This is a genomic window from Yoonia sp. (assembly GCF_017854565.1).
Lineage (GTDB): Bacteria > Pseudomonadota > Alphaproteobacteria > Rhodobacterales > Rhodobacteraceae > Yoonia.
This window is the reverse complement of the sequence record NZ_JAFMHJ010000037.1, coordinates 1-22,303: the sequence shown is the minus strand read 5'-3', so window position 1 is coordinate 22,303 and position 22,303 is coordinate 1. Positions and strand designations below refer to the sequence as shown.

The window sequence follows — 22,303 nt, the reverse complement described above, 5'->3', positions numbered from 1 at the left end:
TGGGCGATCGTTTCGGGGCCAGCATTCACCAGCCCCAAAAACCATACCTATCGTTCCGCTGTCGGGGTGCAATTACAGCATGTGCTGGTTTTGTTGGTGCATGACGCGGCCAAGCGGGCTGACACCGAACCGGAACGACCGCCGACAATGGCGCCCAAATCTTCGGCAACGCCAAAATTTCCGGCTGGATTCGCCGGAACAATCGCCCGATCTTCAACGCTGAGCGATGCGAAGTATGCAGGGTCTTTCCATGCACGTACGATATTTATCTTCGTCATTTATTTCTCCTTCGGATTGATGCGTCATTCAACATTAGCGTGTGTTAAGCACAAAACAACACCCTTTTCACGCAACGGGTTATGATCCGCTGATCACCTACATTTGGAATTAAAGCCGGCGAACCAAGACGACAAAATGAATCGGCACGCAACCAATTTCAGGCATCATTACAGGAACGGATGCTCTCGTATCGGCCCAACACATCCAGCGGACTTCACTTAGTTTGTCGCCAAAGCGGTCCCGCTGGTAATCAACGACGGAACAATTTGCCGCATGAGCCGATTCCAGCGTGTAATGGGCTGTTCTGCAATGAAAATAATGTCATTGGGGCGCAATTGCATTTGCGTCGCCAAGATCAGATTTGCAACATTGCGGGCGTTCAGATGCCAGGCTGTCACCGCCCCGGTAGTGGTTGACCCGCGTAACAGATATATTTGTGATGGATTTGCCGTCTCGTTTCCAAACCCGCCATCGGCATATAGGGCATCCGCGAGTGTTGCGGACCGTCCAAAGGGAAGCGCAAAGCGGGTGGGCTTGGCAACTTCACCGGTAAGATAAACAAAATCCCGGTCAATGGCGTCGAGTGCAATGAGAGCCTGAAAATTTTCGCGCTTTTCGACCAAAACAGCGCGGCGCAGGTGAATTTCGGCATTCAATTCAGCCAACGCCAATGTGCCAGCCTGCTGGCCGAGCTGCGCAAGCACAACCTGTTCCTCAAAATACGCCTGAGCCTTCTCCAATTCGAATTCGGCACCAACAAACACACTGTCGCCAGCCAAAAGTCGGGTTTTTTGCAGACTTGGGCTGCTAAAATAGGCACTCAGCGGAATTTGGAAAAGCGATCCTGCACGATAAATGCGTATTGATACGAAATCGAGGTCGGGCGTTGCAATACCGCCCGCACGGGTCAGCGCCTCGTCCAGAAAAAGTGGTGTCAATGCAATAGGAACGATTGCTGGCTGCCCAACGGCACCGCCAAGTGAGACACGTTTTGAATTAAACTCTGCAATTTCAAGACTGAACGTCGGTTCAATGCGGTTTTCAACAAGGCTTTGAAACAGCTGGGCCTCTGCTTCCTCCAATGTGAGATTGGCAAGTGGGATTCGGCCGACATCGGGCACGGCAATAGCGCCATCGTCCTGCACGGTGTAGCCTTGCCGAGTATTTTGCGCGGCAAGCAGCCCCGTCAGCTCTTCAATCGTGCCGCCGGATGACTTGGCAGCAAGCAGAATAACGTCGCCAACGCCAATGCGATATGGCCCCGGATCTGCCACAGGCGGCAGTCTGGTCTGCATCACCGTCGGCCGCTGCTGTTCTGTCAGAACGGGCTGCGGCGTCGCGCCCAAAGCTCGTCCTGCACTTGGCACGTCGGCGCCTTGGAAAAAGGCGTTGGGCACCTGTTTAGGCTGATAGGTCGACTGATTGGCAATCTGCACCACTTCAGCAGTTAAAGGTACAATACGCAGGTTATCACGGTCAGCCACAACTTCAGAAGAAACGTACGCCACGCCGCAGCCCGACATGAACAAAGCAAGAGCGGCACATAGTGGCCATTTCAGCATCGGAGTCTCCGTGCGATGGATATTTGCGCCATACTAAAGCCAAGCCGAAACTGACCTAGCTTCCCGATCACGGATCATTCTTATTGATGGCTTAGTTGGTGCCCGTCGTGGAGCTTTCATCACTACCAGCCACAAGCACGCCAACCGTCACGACGCCTGCGATGATGCTCAACGTGGTTGTTGTGCCCAAGGCACCGAAGCCCTGCACAGTGGTGACAGGGTCAATTGGGACGATTTCTTGTGCGGTAGCAACCGTCGTTGTCATAAGCGCAGCCGCAATAATATATTTCATATCAAACTCTCCTCTGCAGATGTGCGCGATTGTTCTAGTCCAAACGCTAGCTCGAAATAGTAAATGAATTGTTAACTTCTCGTGTCTTGCTGATACAACACATCACCCTATGCCATTAGTCGCCCCAGCGCTCGATCAGCAAATAGCCCACACCTTCAGATACCCACTGCCGCGAGACGCGGACTAGGCCGAATACGTCGACTATATAGGTGTTTTCAAACGCATTCCCGGCGCGGCTGCATATCTCACGGATATGATCGGCAGCGGACCGCGTGTAGATGCAATCGAATACATCCCGGCTGACATGATTTTCGCCGTCCAAGTAGCGATGCTCCCTTGGCGCATCATTGGCATTGCCCATGACAGCGCCCAAAGGCCCCCCAACATCCGCCGCCATCAGGTCAAAGCCCAAGCCGCGTGTTGCCACCAGCAAACCGTCATGCAAGCTAAGGCTGATTCCATCGGGCGTCAGGAATGTTTCAATGGGCCCATTCATGGCCACACGAGTCAGCACGGCAACGGCACCCCGATTCATGATCTGAACCAGCAAAACCGGCCCATCAATCGCGGTCAAAACCTGTGGTGTCAGCGCGGCCCGGACCTGCGAAACGTCAGCGGGCGTTTGTTTTGGTTCGGCCAGCCGGGCCAAAACCTGTTGCGGTACGAGGTTGCGATCATTGCCATTGCCACAGGCCGCAACGAGGCAAAACACCATAATTTGCATGACGTGTCGGATATGTTTCATCGCCAAAATCTGCCCCAACTGCCCTGCAGGCTTGGTTCATGATAGCTGCGGACTGTTTCATACAAGCGCCCAGGCACAGACAACCGTGCACCGCCGTCCCGCAGAAGTGGGCGCAGGGTCACCGGATAGGTGCGCGCCGTCGGGCTGCCAGAAAAATGGGTAAGCGGCACGGTAAAGCGCAGACCCTTGTCAAACGATCCCTCGCCGAAATCGCCGAAAGAGACGTCGGTCAACGTCGCAAACGCGCCGAACCGCCAGCCGTTATCAAACACCCGCTCTAATGTGATCGTCGCGCCGTAGTCGCCAGCCAGATACCGCCCAACATCAAGCTGGCCGTGCATGCCATTTTCAAAGTCATAGTATCCCGACACATGCCCGGTCACGACAGCATATGCCTGGAACCCGAAAAGCTGATCAAAGTCCCGCTGCTTTGCGTAGTTAAGCTCGGCACCGAGCCCAAACTGGCCATCAACTGGCTTCCACAGCACCTCGGCCGATATACCGCCGTACATCCGTTCCAGATAGCCAGCGGTGACGCGACCATAGAAATCACGGCCAAGGTTCGTCTGGTAAGCAACCGTCAGTTGGGTGATCGCCGTCTCGCTTTGGACGTCATAAATTGAGGCATCGGTGCGCACATGTTGAAGGACAGAGTCCGACACCCGAGGGTTACTGCCTCCGTTGCCTGCAATTCGCTGTCTGACCTTTCCCGCAAAAGTCAGCCCCGGCGCCACATCATAGGCCGCCGCAAGCTCAGCACCAACACTGATCCGCACGGGGTTTTCAGGATCGAAGTAGGCAATGGTGGCATAGGGGCCAACACGCCATTGGAGATGCGGATACAGCCCATCAACCAGCGTAGAACCGGCACCTTGCTCTGCGGCATCGGCGATCTGCGCGCGGTCGAACGATTGGGCGGCCCCATCAGGCGCGAACTCCAACGCCTCTAGGTCAGAACGGTCGATCATGACTGCGACTGCCCGGATACCCGACACCACCGGAATGATCGTGAACGCCCCCACAGAGCCAGGCATCACTTGGGTCAGGATTCGGGCTGTCCGGCCAATCGCTTCTGATCTGGCAAGATAGCTGGGGTTGCGCATGGACACCGTGACGTGCGTTGGCTCTAGGTGCATCGCCTCAAGCACCATCCCTTCGGCTTTGAGAAGTCGCGCCAAGCTATCACGCAGGATTTGGGACGCATCAGGCTGCGCCCTCCACGCAAAATCACTTATTTGCCCCGGTTCCCGCAGCCTTATCGGCGTCGGCCGCTGACCCAGCCCGCCATTTGCCAGCGGCTCTTTGGGATTGATCTTATAGGTTAGCGCAAAACCAGCTTCGGACCCGTATATGTAGTAGCCCTGTATATGAACGGTATCTGATATCTGGTAATCCACCCCGACATTCAGCGGTATGTGGCGTCGAAATAAATCTCGCCCCGCTGCCGTTTCAGCAACATACGCGTCGGACGAGTATTCAGCCTTGAACGTCAACCGGTCGGTCGGTCGCCAAGCGGCGCCTGCAAAAACCGCAACGTCACCCCTGAACCACCTGCCACTTTCGACTTGTCCACCCAAGTTGTCGCTTCTGCCCGGGCGTACGTCAAACGCGGGACCAAAGATGCCCAAAGGGTTGGCAACACCGTTGTACGACCCAAAACGGCCCCACCCGACACCCGCTGTCACACCGAACTGCGGGTTCAACTGCTTTGTCGCGACAATATATTCGCCAGAGTAGATGCCTGTGCCAACGAAATCCTGCAAGCCGATGGCAACCGCAGGTCGGTGTACACCTTCGTCAACCAACCGATACCGCAGATCAAACGACCGATCATAGGTGTTTTCGCCAGTCGCGATGACCCAGTTATCTATTCGGGCATAGCGAAAACTCCCCGACAGTCGTGGCATTATCTGAAAGCTAAGCGTCGTACGCGTTGTCCCCCCAAAATAGCCAAGCGTAGCCGCGAGCTCAGCATCATCCGCACTTTGCGCCGTCGGCATATCAATCAGACCGGGCGTACCATAGAGCGTATAGGTATATTGTGCGGCACGGCCCGCGTCCTGCGCCTGAACGGCACCCGAAACCAAAGTCGCAATGGTTGTAGCGAAGCAAAATAAGACGACGCGCAATCGTGGGTGGCGGCTCAAATCCTTGACCATAGAAATGACTTTCTTGCCAGCCTGTTGTCGTATCGCGGGCACCGGCAGGCACGATGTCAGGCTGGACCTTTGAATCATGCGATGGCAGGTTGCGCCACTGTATTATACGATACGCCACATATCTTAATTTATGTTAATAATAAGTTAATTTCCGAACGGATTGGCGCATGTTCTGTCCACTTTGCTGTGGCTCTGCCCATCTGCAAGACAATGTATTGTGCTCAAGATCATGCTGTGGTCTGCTAAATAAAAGCGTAATAAGGATGACATCTATTGCCCCGTTTCTTCAGGAGATTGTTTCGGTCCCGTGCTTCAGGCGCTGCGATCATCAAACAACCTGAAATTGATTTTTCCCTAATGCCGGATGGCCCCTTTGTCGCAATCGGCGACATTCATGGGCGGGCCGATTTAATGCATGATCTTCTGTCACGTGTTGACCCCAAAAGTTGCAAGCGGATCGTGTTTCTAGGAGATTATGTCGACCGCGGCCCGCAGTCGGCACAAGTGCTGGCACACCTTCACAAGACTAGCCGCCAACGGGATGCGCAAGTTATCTGCCTGAAAGGCAATCACGAGCAGATGATGCTGGACTTCATCGACGACCCCCTCGGGCAGGGCGCGCTATGGCTGATGAATGGTGGCATCAACACGCTGGAAAGCTATGGCATCAAAATCCCGGCCCAATCCGATGATCTGGTCGCTGTCAGTGACGCGCTGGAGGCGGCCATGCCCCAAGGGTTGCTCGACTGGCTGCGCGCGCTGCCGTTGCGGTGGCAAAGCGGCAACGTATGGTGCGTTCACGCCGGAATGGATCCCAATGCGCCGCCAACGTCGCAACGGTCCCACGTGATGATCTGGGGCCACCCCAGCTTTCTGAACACGCCACGGCACGACGGCACCTGGGTTATTCACGGCCACACGATTTGCAGAAAGCCGTTCATTGGCGCCAGCCGTATTTGCATTGATACAGGTGCCTACCGATCCGACCAATTAACAGCCGCTTGCATCAGCACGGGGGAATGTTCCTTTGTCGCGACCTAGCTGGGACGTACAACAAGGCGCCGCGCCCGGACAAGATGATAGACTTGTCATTGTTGGCGCTGGCGGGCATGGCAAAGTCGTGGCGGACATTGCTGCGCTTTGCGGCTACGGCCAGATTGTATTCGTTGATGACGCGTGGCCCAACCGGACCCAAAATGGCTGCTGGCCAATTGTTGGGTGCCCAACGGCGACTGGAGATTCGGGGATGTTCTGCGCGGTCGGCGATAATGCTATCCGATCCGAGCTGTTCGAGAAACTGGCGCTGGCGCACAGCCCAAAGCTGCTGCACCCTTCAACTATTATTTCCCCCACTGCGCAAATCGGTGCAGGCACGGTAGCAATGGCGACTGTCGTGATCAACGCCGACGCTACGATCGGACGCGGCGTTATCCTGAACACAGGCTGCAGCATCGACCACGATTGCGCCATTGCCGACTTTGCCCACATATCTCCCGGCGCTCGCCTTGCCGGTGGGGTACGTGTCGGCGCGCGCAGCTGGATCGGAATCGGCGCGGTTGTCCGAGAAGGCATAACCATTGGAAACGATGTGATCGTGGGGGCGGGGGCCGCAGTGGTCCGAGACATCAAAGATGGCGCACAGGTCGCGGGCGTTCCGGCCCGCCAAATTTGAGGACTGACATGAATCGTGAATTAGTTGCCCCTTGGCCAGCCTTTACCCAAGAAGAGGCGGATGCCGTCGCAGACGTCCTACTGTCCAATAAAGTAAATTATTGGACCGGAACGAAATCACGCGACTTTGAGCAGGCATTTGCGGCGTTCTGCGACTGTTCACATGCGATTGCGGTTGGGAACGGCACGCTTGCCCTTGATTTGGCGCTGTACGGACTGGGAATCGGAGACCGCAATGGCGGCAGCTGCGACGATGAGGTGATCGTAACACCACGCGGCTTTATGGCCAGCGTGTCGGCCATCGTGAATGCCGGTGCCTGCCCGGTCTTTGCCGATGTTGACCGCGACAGCCAAAACATCACGCCGATAACCGTCGGGCCTGTGGTCACGTCACGAACGCGGGCGATTTTATGTGTTCATCTGGCGGGCTGGCCCTGTGACATGGACGGTTTTCGCGACCTGATCGGTACGACGGACATTAAACTGATCGAGGATTGCGCACAGGCCCACGGTGCACGCCACAAGGGGCGGCCCGTCGGCGGCTTGGGCGATATCGCCGCTTGGTCGTTTTGTCAGGACAAGATCATGACGACCGGCGGCGAGGGCGGGATGGTAACATGCAATGATGCGGCACTTTGGCGGCGCATGTGGTCATTCAAGGACCATGGACGCGACTGGGAAGCGACATTCAACCGCCAGCATCCACCGGGATTTCGCTGGCAGTTAGATAGCTTTGGCACCAACTGGCGGCTCACCGAAATGCAGTCGGCCATCGGCCTGATCCAGCTGTCCCGCATGGCACGTTGGCATCGAGAACGACAAGAAAATGCCGCAGCCCTGACAGACGCGCTTACCCCGTATTCGGGCATCAATGGGCTGGTTCGACTGCCACAGATTGATCCATCGGAGGGCAGTCAGCACGCATATTACAAGTTCTATGCCTTCCTCCGCCTTGACCGACTGGCACCGAATTGGTCACTTGATCGCTTCATCGCCGCCATAAATGACCGTGGTATTCCTTGTTTTCATGGTGCTTGCCCCGAAATCTATCGCGAAAAAGCATTCGATAGCACCGATTTTCGCCCCCAAGATCGTCTGGCCAATGCCCAAGAACTGGGAGAGACGAATTTCATGATGATGGTCCACCCAACGCTGACACAGCAGGACATGGCCAATTGCGCGGACGTGCTACGTGATATTTGCGCGTTAGCGTCAGGGCAACGAACCGTTTGATATCAGACTATTACCAATTTTATGACGTTTAGGCGCTAAGCGTGGCACGCTCTGGCAGGTGGTAGCCGTCGACCTGCAATTCAATTATTTTACGCAACATGACGGGGTCATCGAGGGTGATCGCCTTCCGGATGTCCCGGAGCAAAGACGCTACTTCGATCTGGCTAAGCGGCGGCTCTTCCGCTCTCAGGATTTTCGGGTGCGGTGTTGCACACAGCGTATTGCCCACAAGCAATTCTTCATACAGCTTCTCGCCCGGGCGCAGGCCAGTGATTTCGATGGCGATGTCACCATATCCGGTTACCGGGTCTTGCACATTTCGGCCTGACATGGCGATCATGCGACGCGCCAAATCAATAATTTTTTGCGGTTTGCCCATGTCCAGGACAAAGACGTCACCGCCTTCCGCGTAGGCCCCCGCCAAAAGAACGAGCCGCGCCGCTTCCGGTATCGTCATAAAAAAGCGGGTCACGTCTGGGTGAGTCACGGTGACCGGGCCACCTGCTGCAATCTGCTTTTGAAAAAGCGGCAAGACAGATCCCGATGATCCCAACACATTGCCAAATCTAACCATGGCAAAACGCGTCCGACCACCACGCGTTTGAAGCTCCTGAACCACACGTTCCGCAATCCGCTTGGTGGCTCCCATGATGTTCGTTGGGCGCACCGCCTTGTCGGTCGAAACGAGGATAAAACGCTCGACGTCCAGCTCTCTGGCGACATCCGCCACGATGTGGGTGCCAATGACGTTGTTCGCCGCGCCTTCGATTTCATTCTTTTCAACCATGGGCACATGCTTATAGGCCGCCGCGTGCAGAATGATATCCACCGCCTCTTCGGTGACGACTTTTTTCACGCGTGCGCGATTAGTCACAGAGCCCAATCGCGCGACAACAGGAATCCCAAACCGCGCAGCAAGGCATTCGATATCTCCTTCAATCGCATAGAGCGAAAATTCATTTTGCTCAAAAAGCACGATCCGGGCGGGCCGACAATTCACGAGTTGCCGACAAAGCTCCGACCCGATGGAACCACCGGCCCCCGTTACCATCACCACGCGGCCAGCATAGGTCTTTGCGATCTCTGGGGTATTCAGGGCGACCATGTTACGACCCAGCAAATCGTCCGGCGAAACTGGTCTTAGCGACGTTTCGAGGCCGCGGCCCTCCATGAGATCAATGAATGACGGCAAGACTTGCACCTCCACCAGAAGGTTCGATAGCTCGGCAATCAATTGTGTACGGCGGCCCGTAGAAAGGGACGGTATCGCCAGCAGCACGCGCTTTGCCTGCCGTTTCATGATCAGTGTTCGCAGTTCGCTTGCCGGAAAGACCTGCAGCCCGGCAATCATGACCCCCTGAAGGTTCGCGTTGTCATCCACAAACAAGATCGGGCGCGTCTCAGCGGATTGTCGCAACGCCGACGCAAGCTGAATTCCTGCGGCACCGGCCCCATAGATAATCACAGGCAAACGTTTTGCTTCGCGACCACCAAGATAGCGCAACGCACGCAAGCCAAACAACCTCAAGCTGACTGAACCCATAAAGAAAACGATCCCGAAAATAAGCGGGACAGACCGTGGGCCGGCAAGACCGAGCAAATAACTCGCGCATATTGCCGACATCGACAGCACCACAGCGGTGACGGCAACGCGCACAATTGCATCGCTTTCAATGGCGTGCAGCTGGATCCGCGGAAGTCCGAAAAAGCAGATCACCGCGGGGCCAACGATGGCCATCACAGGAAACAGATGCCACGAAAATTCAAACAAAAACAGTGGATTATACGTTCCATAGCGCAGCGATGCGGCCGCATAAAGCGCAATAAGCACCAATACAGTATCCGCGCCAAGAAACATGAATTTCTTGGTTGCACGAGGGAGAGAAAGGATTTTCGTTATCAAGGTCCCGGCCTGAATTACTGCATCTTGCCTCATCAATGAAACACGGTGATTAACAATTTATTAATATGAGTTATCTACCTAGGGTAGAAAATGGTTAGAATTTAGCAGTATACGCAAACAGGGGGTCAGTCTGATCCTCAGGTGAAGGATCGTCACGGTTGCCAACGATACAAGCATCGGAAACAAGAAATTGAATGTGGAACTAAGGCCAACGACGCGACGCAGCGCGCAGCATGTATCGAACGCCCAGACGGACGAAGTGGACCTTCGCGAAGTCATGGTGACCGTTTGGCGTGGCAAGTTTTGGGTCGTGCTGTCGGGTTTTCTTGGACTTGTCTTGGCGTCCTATTACCTTCTGATGGTGTTCGTTCCGGTTTATACATCAAACGCAACAGTCGCCTTGGAAAGCCGTCAGGATCAGGTGGTGGATCTGGAAAGCGTTGTCAGTGGCTTGGCTGGCGATCAGGCAACCATCAACACCGAAGTTGAGGTGATAAGATCGCGTGGGCTTATTGCGCAATTGGTCAAAGACCTCGAACTGATTAATGATCAGGAGTTCAATGAAAGATTGCGCGTGCCATCGCCGTTTTCGCTCAGTCACCTGGCCGCGCTCGCTAAAGACGCGCTGCTTGGCACCGCAACGGACATGCCGAATTTCGAGACAGATGAGACGGCCATTCAGGATGCGGTCATTGATGCGGTACTGTCACAGATTACCGTTACCAATATTCGGCAAAGCTATGTTTTTCGAATCTCTGCGGTGACGCAAAGCGCGCAGAAATCGGCGTTGATCGCAAACCGCTTGGCGGAACTCTACATCCGCGACCAGATTGCCGTGAAGTTTGAAAAGACGGCGCAAGCGACAGAGTGGCTGAGCCGACGGGTGACCGATCTGCAAATTGAACTCGAAACTGCCGATGCCGCCCTGAAGGAGTATAGCAACAATACAGATCTGATTAGCCCTGAAGGGCTTATTGCGCTCAATCGCCAACTCAAGGATCTGCGGGATCGGGACGCTGATTTGGATGTGGGCGTTCAGGTGGCCAGTACAAGGTTGGAGGACCTGCGACAGCTTCGACAGACTGGCGACATTGGCAGTTTGGCTATCGCCCTGGGTGACGGCGGGTAGGTCGCCAGTGAGGCAAATGTTCTGACACGATTTGACCAACTGCTTTCGCGCGCCCGGATCGAGAGAGATCGCGCAGTGACGCAGCGGGGTACGATTGCCACATCCATGGATGAAATCGCGCGCCGCATCGAGATGCAGTCCTCGGAATTGGTACAGTTGCAGCAGTTGCAACGAGAGGCCGAAGCAAGCCGTCTGATTTATGAATACTTCCTTACCAGACTAAAGGAAACGGCCGTCCAGCAAGGAATTCAACAGGCCGATAGTCGTATATTATCCGGAGCCGTTGTGCCGCTTGACCCGTCTGCGCCACGCAAGCCCGTCATCCTGACCTTATCATTGGTGCTGGGCATATTTTCTGGGACCGCGCTGATTCTACTGCATGAGTTTTCGCAAAATACATTTCGCGTGGCAGAAGATCTCGAAGTGAAAACCGGGTATCCGGTGCTGGGGCAAATCCCGGAAGTTCCTGCCAAACGCCGCAAGAAGGTACAGGACTATCTGAAAAACAAACCTAATTCTGCGGCAGCCGAAGCGATCCGAAACCTGCGGACATCGTTGCTGCTTGCGAATTTGGACAAGACACCAAAGGTGATCATGTCCACATCCTCCATACCGGGCGAAGGCAAAACCACGCAATCCATCGCGTTGGCACAAAACCTTGGAGATATGGGCAAAAAGGTATTGTTGATCGAAGGCGACATTCGGCGGTGCGTTTTCAAAGAATATTTTTCCATCACCAATGAACAAGGGCTCCTGTCGGTTCTGTTGGGAGACGTACCGATCACGGACGCCCTGACCCGCGTACCGGAACACAACTTTGATATCCTAATGGGCGAAAAACCGACGACAAATGCCGCAGATATCTTTTCGTCCGCTCGGTTCGCCGATTTTCTGCAGGGGTTACGTGACACATACGACCATGTGATCATTGATACGCCACCTGTTCTTGCTGTCACTGATGCGCGCATTATTGGCCTCTGCGTGGATGCCGTCATTTACGCTGTGAAATGGGATAGCACGACACACCGGCAAGTCACAGACGGCCTCAAGGCGCTGGAGCAGGTCAACGTCAGAATTTCGGGCCTTGTTCTGGGACAGATCAGTGCGCGCGGGATGAAACGCTACGGCTACGGCGACAGCTACGGCGCATACCAAGCCTATTATCAAAGCTGAATGGCCGGCGCGAGGTGGATCAATACAGCCGACAAGACACGTCATTCTTATCTGGATAACACGTAGAAAATTGACAATTTGTCAACCAATCAACCGGTAACACATTTGTTAATGTTTACCCTTTGGAAGCGTTTTGAAGAGCAATAAATATGTTTACAGTCCCACATAATTCTTTCGCTTTTCCGCCATCGCATACCGATGCGCAACGGCCGCCCAGCACCACTGGACCGCTGAGAATTCTGTCTGTTTTCGGAACGAGGCCCGAGGCAATCAAGATGGCCCCGGTTGCAAAAATGTTAGCGGCAGCGCTTGGCATCGACGCGCGGGTCTGTGTCACCGCGCAGCATCGCGAAATGCTGGATCAGGTGCTGAAATTGTTCCAGATCACACCAGACTATGACCTGAACCTGATGCGGCCCAATCAGGATCTTTCTGACATTACCACCGCCGTGCTGATGGGGCTAAAGCCGGTATTGCGCGATTTTCAGCCCGATTTGGTATTGGTGCATGGCGACACGACCACGACATTGGCGACCTGCCTTGCATCATATTACCAACAGATCCCTGTCGGCCATGTCGAAGCGGGCCTGCGTACCGGCAATATCTATTCGCCCTGGCCGGAAGAAATAAACCGAAAAATTGCCAGCACCATTACGCAACTGCATTTTGCGCCAACGCAGCAAGCGAAAAAGAACCTTTTGGCCGAAGGCACGCCAACCAAGCAGATTATCGTAACCGGCAACACGGTCATTGACGCCCTGCAGAACGTGGTGCGTATCATCGACAGCGACGTTGGGCTGTCGGCCACTCTTAATCGGCAATTTACCCTCGACCCAACCAAACGCACGATCCTTGTCACCGGACATCGGCGGGAAAGTTTTGGTGATGGCTTTGCGCGGATATGTGATGCGCTGATTACATTGGCACAACGCCCCGACTTACAGATTATTTACCCCGTCCATCTTAATCCCAATGTAAAAGGGCCGGTAGGTGATCGGCTGGGCAACATCCGCAACATAAAATTGATCGCGCCACAGGATTACCTGCCTTTCGTTTATCTGATGAGCAGGGCTGACATCATCCTGACAGACTCGGGTGGCGTGCAGGAAGAAGCGCCGTCATTGGGCAAACCCGTACTGGTCATGCGCGAAACGACTGAGCGGCCCGAAGCAGTTGCCGCTGGTACGGTGCGGCTGGTAGGGACGAACAGCCAGACCATTATTGCGCATGTCAGCGAACTGCTCGACGACAAAGCGGCCTACGATGCCATGGGCATTGCGCATAACCCCTACGGCGATGGCTTGGCGTCGGGCCGTATTGTCAATGCAATCGGCACATGGGCCGCACAGCGCGCCATCGCGACAGCGGTGCCCGCGTGACCGGGCAAGCGCAAAGCACGATCTGCGTCGTTGGGCTTGGCTATATCGGCCTGCCGACAGCTGCGATGTTCGCATCTCGCAAGATACGTGTCGTTGGCCTTGATATCAGTCAGGCCACCGTCGACACTATTAATCGCGGTGAAATACATATCGTCGAACCTGACCTTGATATGGTTGTGAACGCTGCTGTGAGCGCCGGGTATCTGCGCGCCACCACGATCCCTGAACCCGCTCAGGCATTTCTGATTGCCGTACCAACACCGCTAAAGGGCGACTGCAACACCCCTGACCTCAGCTATATTGCAGCAGCAGCCCGCGCCATCGCACCTGTTCTACAGCCCGGCAACCTTGTCGTGCTTGAATCCACGTCGCCCGTCGGCGCGACCGAAACCATGGCAGGCTGGCTTGCTGCATCGCGGCCTGATCTGACATTCCCGCAGACCCACGGAGAAGCTTCTGACATCCGCATCGCCCACTGCCCCGAGCGCGTTTTGCCCGGCAAGGTGATGCAAGAGTTGATTTCGAACGACCGCATCATTGGCGGCATGACCGCGCGTTGTTCGGACGAGGCTGTCCGGCTCTACAGTCACTTTGTGCGGGGGGACTGTGTCGTGACGAATACACGCACCGCCGAAATGGCGAAGCTGACGGAAAACAGCTTTCGTGACGTGAATATCGCCTTCGCCAATGAGCTGTCGGTGATTTGCGACAAACTCAAGATCGACGTCTGGGACCTGATCGCCTTGGCGAATCGGCACCCACGGGTGAACGTCCTGCAACCCGGCCCCGGCGTCGGCGGCCACTGCATCGCCGTTGATCCCTGGTTCATCATCTCCAGCGCGCCTGACAAAGCGCGCCTGATCCGCACCGCCCGACAGGTCAATGACGCCAAACCACATTGGGTCGTTACACAGGTCGAACAGGCCGTCGGACAACACCTGATGATGCACCCCGAAAAGACGGCGGCAGATGTCACGATCGCGTGCTACGGGCTGACGTTTAAACCGGACATTGACGACCTGCGCGAAAGCCCCGCAATCCGCATCGTGGGACGGCTCGCTGAATGCCATGCCGGTCGGCTGATCATCGTCGAACCAAATATACGTGCACTGCCACCCGGACTGGGCAACGCAGTTCTGTCAACCCAAGATGCCGCATCAGCAGAGGCTGACGTGCATGTAATGCTGGTCGACCACAAGCAGTTCAAAAACGGCAATATCCCCGATAGGCCTTTGGTGGACTGTCGTGGCGTGTGGCGTCAATAAATTGCCATTGCACCTAAAATTAATGTTTGTGTTAATTGGGCTTCTGCCGTTTGTTCCCTCACCGGGATCACTGGTTTCAATCATTTTCATCACCTCGTACATTGCGTCAGCAGCGATGTCTCTTTTGACCCATTTTCCTCGGGCAGTCATGGATAAAACCGCGATACTGGCGATCATCATTGTATTTATACTGATGCCGTTGAATTTTCTCGTGTCCAACACGGCAGAGGTTTCACTATCGAGTTTTGGTCGCGCAATCGTGCCGTTTCTGTTCCTTCTAAGCTACACTTTTGCAATTCAACTTCGATCAATATCTGTCAAACACGTTGAAAACCTTTTGCTGATTGCATCTGTTGTATGGGCGATCAAGATACTCGTGGTCTTCCCACAAGATTTCGTCGACTCTCTCATCGGACAGCTGGCCCGCCTAACATATGTCGCCAGTGATATGTTGGTGCCGTTCGGCATGATAGGATTCATACTCACAATATTTAGCGAATCCATCAGAGGCGCAAAGAGATTTTCATTACTGCTACTATTTTTCCTCCTAATCGTTGCTTCGGGATACAGGTCCCATATTTTAATTATCGCCGCAGCAGCAATTTTCAAGTACAGAAGGATCTACTCGGCAAAGAACTTTTTTATGCTGTCCGCCTTCCTGGTTCTTGGCTCTGCATACCTCATCATAAATCCTGAATATGTCGACATGATGAAAGATCGCATTCATAGTTCGGCTGGTGATAACGTTCGTGAAGCCGAAATGGATTACGCATTTGAAAGATTTTCAGATCGGCCTATTTTTGGAAACGGATTAGGGCACCCAATACCAGTCTCGCTAACGAGAACCGGGAGTACACTAGATAAATTTGAAACAGACAGCGTGCCATACATCCATAATTTCTTGGGCTATGTTCTTATGGATTTAGGGATTATTGGCTTTGTACTGTTTTGTGCCCTACTCGTACCGATAGTTGTTACATCAACAAATCAAGTCATTTTTCAAAGAAATAGAAGCATCGAAGGCGTTTGGTTTTGTCTGATATCAATCCTGTTGAATTTTCTGGTTTCTGCGTCATTCAGGCAAATACAAATGTGGGTGGTGATCAGCTTCCTGATGTATGCACTTAAAAAAGGGAAACATGACAAGGTGGCGCAATATGAAGCATAGTGTCGCTTTTCAAATTATTAGCATTGCACTCATGGCATTTCAGTCGTTTCTCTCACCTGTTATTTTGGGCCTTGAAGATTTCGGCGACCAAATACTGCTCATCATTCCTGTGCTTCTGACCCAATCCTTGGTCGAACCCGCGTTTCAAATGCAGGTGAACAAGTCCCTGTCGAACGGCATGCTGTCGATCAACCTTTTTTCAATCGTTCTCACGGCATTCCTTGGCTTGGGGTTTCTATGTGCCGTTCTTTTCGTGACAGGGTCGATAGACGCATTGGTCTTGATCGCATTTTTCATTTCCTACATTCTGTATACTTTGAATATCGCAATATTCTTTGCTGTGGATAAAATAGGATATGCGGCCATTTCTATTGGCATATTTATGACATTTTACGTGTTCACATTTTTTGCCGCATTGGCGCTACTGGACGGCAAGGAGATTCTTTTGGGGAATCTGGTGGGGTCGCTGACCGCAACACTGTTTGGCGTGGCCACAATAATGCGGAAAATTGCCCCACAATTCGAACGCAAACTCTCTTTCGCCCACGTGTCGTTCAACTCTCTTTCCTACCGCCTGCCCGTTGTTGCATTCAGCAACGCAACAACAATACTGCTGGGTGTGGTAGGGGCCGCAGCAGGCACAGTAGGTGAATTCCGAATTTTTCTTGCCGCGATAAATGCGTCCCGATATTTCAACCTCGTGCCGCTTGCCGAACTTCAGTCCGCCATCGAGGTCGGGATAGGCAGCCGCAAGTTCGTTCACTTGCGCGTCGTGGCCAGAAGGTTTCTGCTATCCTTTGCATGTTTTGCAGTCGGCATGACCTTCGTATTTCCACCTATCTATGACGTCGTTTTTGGTGATCGCAATTTCGGCCGCATGGCACTTTTGATATCAATGCTTTTCGTTCTGGTCCAGCCGCTGTCCTATATGGTCTCGGATAGTCGACACGCGAAACCGATCAGCATTGCCATCGCCAATGCAGCTATCGCGCTGCTGATGTTGGCGGTTTTCTGGACAAGCATACAGTTCACCGCCGATCCATATGTGGCCATGGGTCGGTCAGTCGCCATCACCCTGTGTTGCTATGCGATCATGGCATTAAATTACACGAGAGGCGCATGAAACAAATCCTTCAAGACATGGCAAAGGGCGGCACAACGGTGGTCGAGGCGCCAGTGCCGCAGGTCATCCGCAATCAGCTTTTGATCAATACAGCGCTGTCCCTCATTTCCACCGGGACAGAGCGGATGCTTGTTGATTTTGGCAAGGCCAGCATGATTCAGAAAGCCCGCCAGCAGCCTGAAAAGGTCCGTCAAGTGCTGGACAAGGTCCAGACGGATGGCTTGATGACGACGGTCGATGCCGTCCGCGCCAAGCTCGCGCAGCCGCTACCGCTGGGGTATTGCAATGTCGGCACCGTTCATACGGCGGGTCCGGGCGTTGTGGGTTTCAGGGTCGGTGACAGGGTTGTGTCCAATGGTCCGCACGCCGATGTCGTTCGCGTGCCTGCGACACTTTCGGCGCAGATCCCTGACACCGTAACCGATACCGCCGCATCGTTCACGGTGGTGGCGGCGATTGGCCTTCAAGGTATCCGTCTCGCGCAGCCCACACTCGGAGAGGCGTTTGTCGTGATAGGAGCAGGCTTGATTGGCCTCCTCACCGTTCAAATGCTGCGCGCGCATGGGTGTCGGGTTCTGGCGATTGATTTTGATGCGGCAAAGCTCGCGCTTGCCCGCAGCTATGGCGCCGAAACCTGCAATCCTGCCGCAGGCGAAGATCCCGTAGCGGCAGGATTGACGTTCAGCCGAGGGTATGGCGTTGATGGCGTGATTATCACTGCTTCGACGGAATCCAGCGACCCGATCAGTCAAGCCGCGCGCATGTGTCGGCAACGCGGGCGGATTGTTCTGGTTGGGGTGACTGGCTTGGACCTGAACCGTGCGGATTTCTATGAAAAAGAATTGTCGTTTCAGGTGTCCTGCTCTTACGGACCGGGGCGTTATGATCCGGCTTACGAACAGGGCGGGCACGACTATCCAATCGGCTTCGTCCGCTGGACAGAGCAGCGAAATTTCGTTGCCGTGCTGGATTTGATGGCAAGTGACGCATTGGATGTCAGCGGTCTTGTCACGCATCGCTTTGCCTTCTCAGATGCCCCAGAGGCGTACAAAACCCTGTCGGATGACAAGGGTGCTCTGGGGATTGTTCTGCAATACGATCACCCAATCACACCCCGTCACATGCGAAATTTGTCGATTGCCGCACCGGCGCTGCCCCGCAGCGATACGGCGATTGTCGGCTTCATAGGGGCAGGTAATTACGCCGCACGGATGTTGATCCCGGCTTTCAAGGCCGGTGGTGCGCATCTGCACACTATTGCGTCGTCGGGCGGCACCAACGGCGTGACACATGGCCGTCGTGCGGGGTTCGCACACGCAACCTCCGACACTGCAGGCCTGATATCGAACCCTGATATCACTGCAATTGCGATTGTCACCCGCCACGACACCCACGCGCAGCTCGCGAGCGATGGGCTGCGCGCAGGCAAACATGTGTTCGTTGAAAAACCGCTTGCGATGACCCACGCGGAACTAGCCGGCGTCAAAGACGCCCATGCCCATGCCGGGCGGCTCTTGATGGTTGGCTTCAATCGACGTTTTGCGCCTCAGATACAGACGATCAAGCGGCTGATTGGTCAGGTTGCCGTGCCGAAAAGCTTTGTCATGGTTATGAACGCTGGGGCAATCTCGGCCGATCATTGGACGCAAGATCGGGAAATTGGCGGTGGGCGTATTATCGGCGAGGCGTGCCACTACATTGACTTAATGCGGTTTCTTGCCGACGCGGAAATTGTGTCTGTGCAGGCCCGTCGTATGGGTGACGCCGCAGGTACAGGCGTGACCGAAGACAAAGCGGCGATCACGCTTGGCTTTGCGGATGGGTCGTTCGGCACCATTCACTATCTTGCCAACGGCGGTGCCGCCTTCCCAAAAGAGCGGATTGAAGTCTTTGCAGGCGGTGCCACACTGCAACTCGATAATTTTTTGAAATTGCGCGGCTTTGGCTGGCGCAGCTTCAAAAAACACAATCTCTGGCGGCAGGACAAAGGCCAGACCGCCTGCGTCGCGGCGTTCTTGGGTGCCATCAAAAACGGCAGTGCGCCACCGATTCCCCCAGAACAACTATTCGAGGTGGCGCAGGTCACGATTGAGGTGTCCGATCTTTTGCGTGCGCAAACCTGATGCGCCTGCGCACCATTCTGGCCTTGGGACCGCACAACGTCGCGCGCGTCCTGCTGTACCGCGCGGGTCTTGCGACCGGGCTGCACCCTCGTCTGACCATCCATGCGAACGCCCCTTCAGGGCCGTTTTTTTCGCCCCCACTGTTGCCTGCCGCACCGCATCTTTGGCCACGCAAGGGCTGGATCCGCGACGAAGAACTGGTCTTTGGACAATCGCAACCGCGTCTGGATGGCGCAACTGACCCGCCAGATTGGTTCGCCTCTGCCGACGGGACCGCACGGATATCGTCAAAAGGGCCGTGGTGGAAAATCCCGGATTTCGCGTCGGGTGCGGGCGACATCAAAGCAATCTGGGAAAGGTCCCGCTTTGACTGGCTGCTGGCCATGGCGCAACGCGCGGCTTGTGGTGATGACGCCGAATTGCAGCGCCTGAACCAATGGATGGCCAATTGGTGCGCCACCAATCCGCCCTATATGGGCTGCAACTGGAAATGCGGCCAAGAAGCGTCGATCCGGCTGCTTCACGCGATACTTGCCGCTGTGATGCTTGGACAGGACAGCACCCCCCAAAGGGGCCTGCGCGACTTTGTGAAGGTACACTTGCAACGCATCGCGCCAACGATCGGCTATGCCATCGGGCAAACCAACAATCATGGCACATCCGAAGCAGCCGCGCTTTTCGTGGGCGGCAGCTTCCTTGGCGGCATTGCGGGTCAACGCTGGTCAGCACTGGGCCGCAAATGGCTTGAAAACCGGGCACGGCATCTGATCGCAAAAGACGGGACTTTCAGTCAGTATTCCGTCACATATCATCGGGTCATGCTCGATACTTACGCCATGGCCGAACTTTGGCGCAAACGGCATCAGCTACCGGCCTTTTCCATGTCACTGACCAAACGCTTGACCGCTGCCACCGTTTGGTTGGTGCAAATGACCGATCCAGAAAGCGGCGACGCGCCCGTTATCGGGGCCAATGATGGTGCCCATCTGATCAGGTTGACCGATTGTGGCTACCGCGACTTTCGCCCGTCTGTCCAACTCGCGTCAACGCTGTTCAAAAATGCGGCACCCTACCCAACCGGCCCATGGGATCAGCAGCTGTTTTGGCTGGGCATTGACCGACCCGCACAAACCACCGCCGCGCCCCAAAGCAAAAGCTTTGACGACGGTGGCTTTCATGTCCTGCGCGCAGGTGCCGCCATCGCATATCTACGGTATCCCCGGTTTCGGTTCCGCCCGTCGCAGGCCGATGCAATGCACTGTGATCTGTGGGTGCGGGGCCAAAACATCCTGCGTGATGCGGGCACATTCAGTTACAATACCTCGGCCGCAGACATGACTTACTTCAACGGCGCGTTCGCCCATAACACCATCACCTTCGATAATCGCGATCAGATGCCGCGGCTTGGTCGGTTTCTGTTTGGTAACTGGCTACAGGCACAAGATGTTGAACTGATAACCGACAACAGCGCCGCAGCCGCATACCAAGACCGAAAAGGCGCCTATCATGCCCGCCATTTGACGCTGCACAGCAATTGCCTTGTCGTCAGGGACACAATCTCGGGCTTCCAACAAAACGCTATCTTACGGTGGCGCCTGCGCCCCGGTGCATGGGAATTATCAGGCCACGCTGCCCGCAGCCAAAGCATCACGTTGTCGGTATCCGCAACAACGCCAATTACCCGGCTCGTATTCGTCGAAGGCTGGGAGTCGCGGTACTATTCATCAAAAACGCCCGTGCCCGTTCTGGAAATCGCTGTTGATCGGCCAGGCGTTCTGACGACCAAAGTAGAATTTTGACATGCATATCCTTTATTTCCATCAACACTTTTCCACCCCCGGAGGTGCCACCGGCACAAGGTCTTACGAGATGGCGCGCCGGGCCATTCAGTATGGTCATCATGTAACGATGGTCTGTGGCAGCTATGGGGTTGGGGCAACCGGGCTGGATAGGCCTTTTGTCTCGGGACGTCGACGCGGCTTTGTGGACGGGATTGATGTGATTGAATTCAACCTGCGCTATGCAAATACCGACAGTCTTGTGAAACGATCCGGGACATTCGCCAAATTCGCATGGGGCAGCATCGGTCTTGTGATGCGCGAAAAATACGATCTGGTATTTGCAACGACGACCCCGCTGACCGCAGGCATCCCGGGCATTTGCGCACGCTGGCTCCGGCGCAAACCATTTGTGTTTGAAGTGCGCGATCTTTGGCCAGAACTGCCCCGGGAAATGGGCGTGATCAAGAACCCGCTTGTTCTGGCCGCGCTATCCCTGCTGGAATGGGCGTCCTACCGATCCGCGCATCGCTGCATTGCGTTGTCGCCGGGCATTGCCAAGGGCATCGAAAGGCGCGGCGTCAAACCTGATCAAATTGCGCTAATCCCGAACGGCTGTGACATCACGTTGTTCAATGCACCGAATGTCACGCCATGGCGCCCTGCAGACGTATCACCAGCTGACCTAATGGCCATCTTCACCGGCACACATGGACTAGCCAACGGTCTTGACGCCTTGCTGGACGCGGCAGCGGTTCTGAAATCCCGGCAACGACAGGACATCAAACTAGTGCTGGTCGGCGCGGGAAAACTAAAGAACCACCTTATCGCGCGCGCTGACAAAGAAAGCCTGACTAACGTGATCTTTCACGACCCCATCCCCAAAGCACAGCTTGCCGGGCTAATGGCGGCTGCCGATCTTGGCATCCAGTGTCTTGCCAATGTGCCCGCTTTCTATTTTGGCACATCGCCCAACAAATTCTTTGATTATATTGCTGCCGGCTTGCCGGTCCTGAACAACTACCCCGGCTGGCTGGCCGAAATGATTGTCCAGAATGATTGCGGCTTCGCGGTGCCCCCAGACAATGCCCCTTTGTTAGCAAGCGCCTTACAGCAGGCAGCAGATGACAAAAGCCGCCTCCAGCAAATGGGCCAAAACGGGGCTGCCTTGGCGGAACGAGCGTTTGATCGGCGTGATTTGTCGCAACGATGGGTCGAATGGACAACCCAAACGGTGGAAAACTAGCATGAAACGCACTCTGGATATCATTGGATCAGTGACAGGTCTGCTGCTGCTCTCGGGCGTTCTCATCATCGTCGC

The 22,303-nt window shown here is 54.9% G+C and carries 18 protein-coding genes; 12 read left to right on the top strand and 6 right to left on the bottom strand.

What is annotated here, in order from left to right:
• Window positions 1–47 precede the first annotated feature (47 nt).
• The 5 genes from QZ196_RS17600 to QZ196_RS13535 all read right to left on the bottom strand — a co-directional run bounded on the left by QZ196_RS17600 (window position 48) and on the right by QZ196_RS13535 (window position 4,965).
• Window positions 48–278 carry a mersacidin/lichenicidin family type 2 lantibiotic gene (locus QZ196_RS17600; protein WP_366510975.1) on the bottom strand — a complete coding sequence of 77 codons (231 nt, stop codon included), beginning with the start codon at window positions 276–278 and terminating at the stop codon, window positions 48–50.
• A gap of 219 nt (window positions 279–497) precedes the next feature.
• Complete coding sequence (locus QZ196_RS13550) at window positions 498–1,841, bottom strand: polysaccharide biosynthesis/export family protein (protein ID WP_296427271.1); 1,344 nt, start codon at window positions 1,839–1,841, stop codon at window positions 498–500.
• A 91-nt stretch (window positions 1,842–1,932) separates the two neighbouring features.
• Window positions 1,933–2,133 carry a hypothetical protein gene (locus QZ196_RS13545; RefSeq protein WP_296427269.1) on the bottom strand — a complete coding sequence of 67 codons (201 nt, stop codon included), beginning with the start codon at window positions 2,131–2,133 and terminating at the stop codon, window positions 1,933–1,935.
• Window positions 2,134–2,248: 115 nt separating this feature from the next.
• Window positions 2,249–2,878: a YjbF family lipoprotein gene (locus QZ196_RS13540; RefSeq protein ID WP_296427267.1), complete on the bottom strand. Its 630-nt coding sequence runs from the start codon at window positions 2,876–2,878 to the stop codon at window positions 2,249–2,251.
• Window positions 2,875–4,965 (bottom strand): YjbH domain-containing protein, encoded by a 2,091-nt coding sequence (locus QZ196_RS13535; protein ID WP_296427265.1) that lies wholly within the window; start codon window positions 4,963–4,965, stop codon window positions 2,875–2,877. Before QZ196_RS13535 ends, QZ196_RS13540 begins: the two co-directional genes overlap by 4 nt.
• 429 nt (window positions 4,966–5,394) lie before the next feature.
• Here QZ196_RS13535 and QZ196_RS13530 point away from each other — a divergent pair, with 429 nt between their 5' ends.
• Genes QZ196_RS13530 through QZ196_RS13520 form a run of 3 tightly spaced genes read left to right on the top strand, consistent with a single transcriptional unit; the run spans window position 5,395 to window position 7,941 of the window.
• Complete coding sequence (locus QZ196_RS13530; protein ID WP_296427262.1) at window positions 5,395–6,078, top strand: metallophosphoesterase family protein; 684 nt, start codon at window positions 5,395–5,397, stop codon at window positions 6,076–6,078.
• The gene (locus QZ196_RS13525; RefSeq protein WP_296427260.1) at window positions 6,065–6,709 is read left to right on the top strand and encodes an acetyltransferase; all 645 of its coding nucleotides are present in this window, start codon (window positions 6,065–6,067) and stop codon (window positions 6,707–6,709) included. The genes QZ196_RS13530 and QZ196_RS13525 overlap by 14 nt, the downstream gene beginning before the upstream one ends.
• Window positions 6,710–6,717: 8 nt before the next feature.
• Complete coding sequence (locus tag QZ196_RS13520) at window positions 6,718–7,941, top strand: DegT/DnrJ/EryC1/StrS aminotransferase family protein (protein WP_296427259.1); 1,224 nt, start codon at window positions 6,718–6,720, stop codon at window positions 7,939–7,941.
• 28 nt (window positions 7,942–7,969) lie between these two features.
• Here QZ196_RS13520 and QZ196_RS13515 read toward each other — a convergent pair whose 3' ends face one another.
• Window positions 7,970–9,844, bottom strand: coding sequence for a nucleoside-diphosphate sugar epimerase/dehydratase (locus QZ196_RS13515; RefSeq protein WP_296427258.1), 1,875 nt, complete (start codon window positions 9,842–9,844; stop codon window positions 7,970–7,972).
• 196 nt (window positions 9,845–10,040) lie between these two features.
• Between QZ196_RS13515 and QZ196_RS13510 the strand changes: the two genes are divergently transcribed.
• From QZ196_RS13510 to QZ196_RS13470, 9 genes are all read left to right on the top strand, one after another.
• Window positions 10,041–10,973: a Wzz/FepE/Etk N-terminal domain-containing protein gene (locus tag QZ196_RS13510; protein WP_296427281.1), complete on the top strand. Its 933-nt coding sequence runs from the start codon at window positions 10,041–10,043 to the stop codon at window positions 10,971–10,973.
• Window positions 10,974–11,078: 105 nt separating this feature from the next.
• The gene (locus QZ196_RS13505) at window positions 11,079–12,146 is read left to right on the top strand and encodes a polysaccharide biosynthesis tyrosine autokinase (RefSeq protein ID WP_296427256.1); all 1,068 of its coding nucleotides are present in this window, start codon (window positions 11,079–11,081) and stop codon (window positions 12,144–12,146) included.
• Window positions 12,147–12,376: 230 nt separating this feature from the next.
• Window positions 12,377–13,525, top strand: coding sequence for a UDP-N-acetylglucosamine 2-epimerase (non-hydrolyzing) (gene wecB, locus QZ196_RS13500; protein ID WP_296427280.1), 1,149 nt, complete (start codon window positions 12,377–12,379; stop codon window positions 13,523–13,525).
• On the top strand, window positions 13,483–14,790 hold the full coding sequence (wecC, locus tag QZ196_RS13495) for a UDP-N-acetyl-D-mannosamine dehydrogenase (RefSeq protein WP_296427254.1): 1,308 nt from the start codon (window positions 13,483–13,485) through the stop codon (window positions 14,788–14,790). The genes wecB and wecC overlap by 43 nt, the downstream gene beginning before the upstream one ends.
• Before the next feature lie 22 nt (window positions 14,791–14,812).
• Window positions 14,813–15,958 (top strand): O-antigen ligase family protein, encoded by a 1,146-nt coding sequence (locus tag QZ196_RS13490; RefSeq protein ID WP_296427252.1) that lies wholly within the window; start codon window positions 14,813–14,815, stop codon window positions 15,956–15,958.
• Complete coding sequence (locus tag QZ196_RS13485; protein ID WP_296427250.1) at window positions 15,948–17,081, top strand: hypothetical protein; 1,134 nt, start codon at window positions 15,948–15,950, stop codon at window positions 17,079–17,081. Before QZ196_RS13490 ends, QZ196_RS13485 begins: the two co-directional genes overlap by 11 nt.
• Complete coding sequence (locus QZ196_RS13480; RefSeq protein ID WP_296427249.1) at window positions 17,078–19,204, top strand: bi-domain-containing oxidoreductase; 2,127 nt, start codon at window positions 17,078–17,080, stop codon at window positions 19,202–19,204. The genes QZ196_RS13485 and QZ196_RS13480 overlap by 4 nt, the downstream gene beginning before the upstream one ends.
• Complete coding sequence (locus QZ196_RS13475; RefSeq protein WP_296427247.1) at window positions 19,204–21,003, top strand: heparinase II/III-family protein; 1,800 nt, start codon at window positions 19,204–19,206, stop codon at window positions 21,001–21,003. The genes QZ196_RS13480 and QZ196_RS13475 overlap by 1 nt, the downstream gene beginning before the upstream one ends.
• A 1-nt stretch (window position 21,004) precedes the next feature.
• Window positions 21,005–22,228 carry a glycosyltransferase family 4 protein gene (locus tag QZ196_RS13470; protein WP_296427245.1) on the top strand — a complete coding sequence of 408 codons (1,224 nt, stop codon included), beginning with the start codon at window positions 21,005–21,007 and terminating at the stop codon, window positions 22,226–22,228.
• Window positions 22,229–22,303 lie beyond the last annotated feature (75 nt).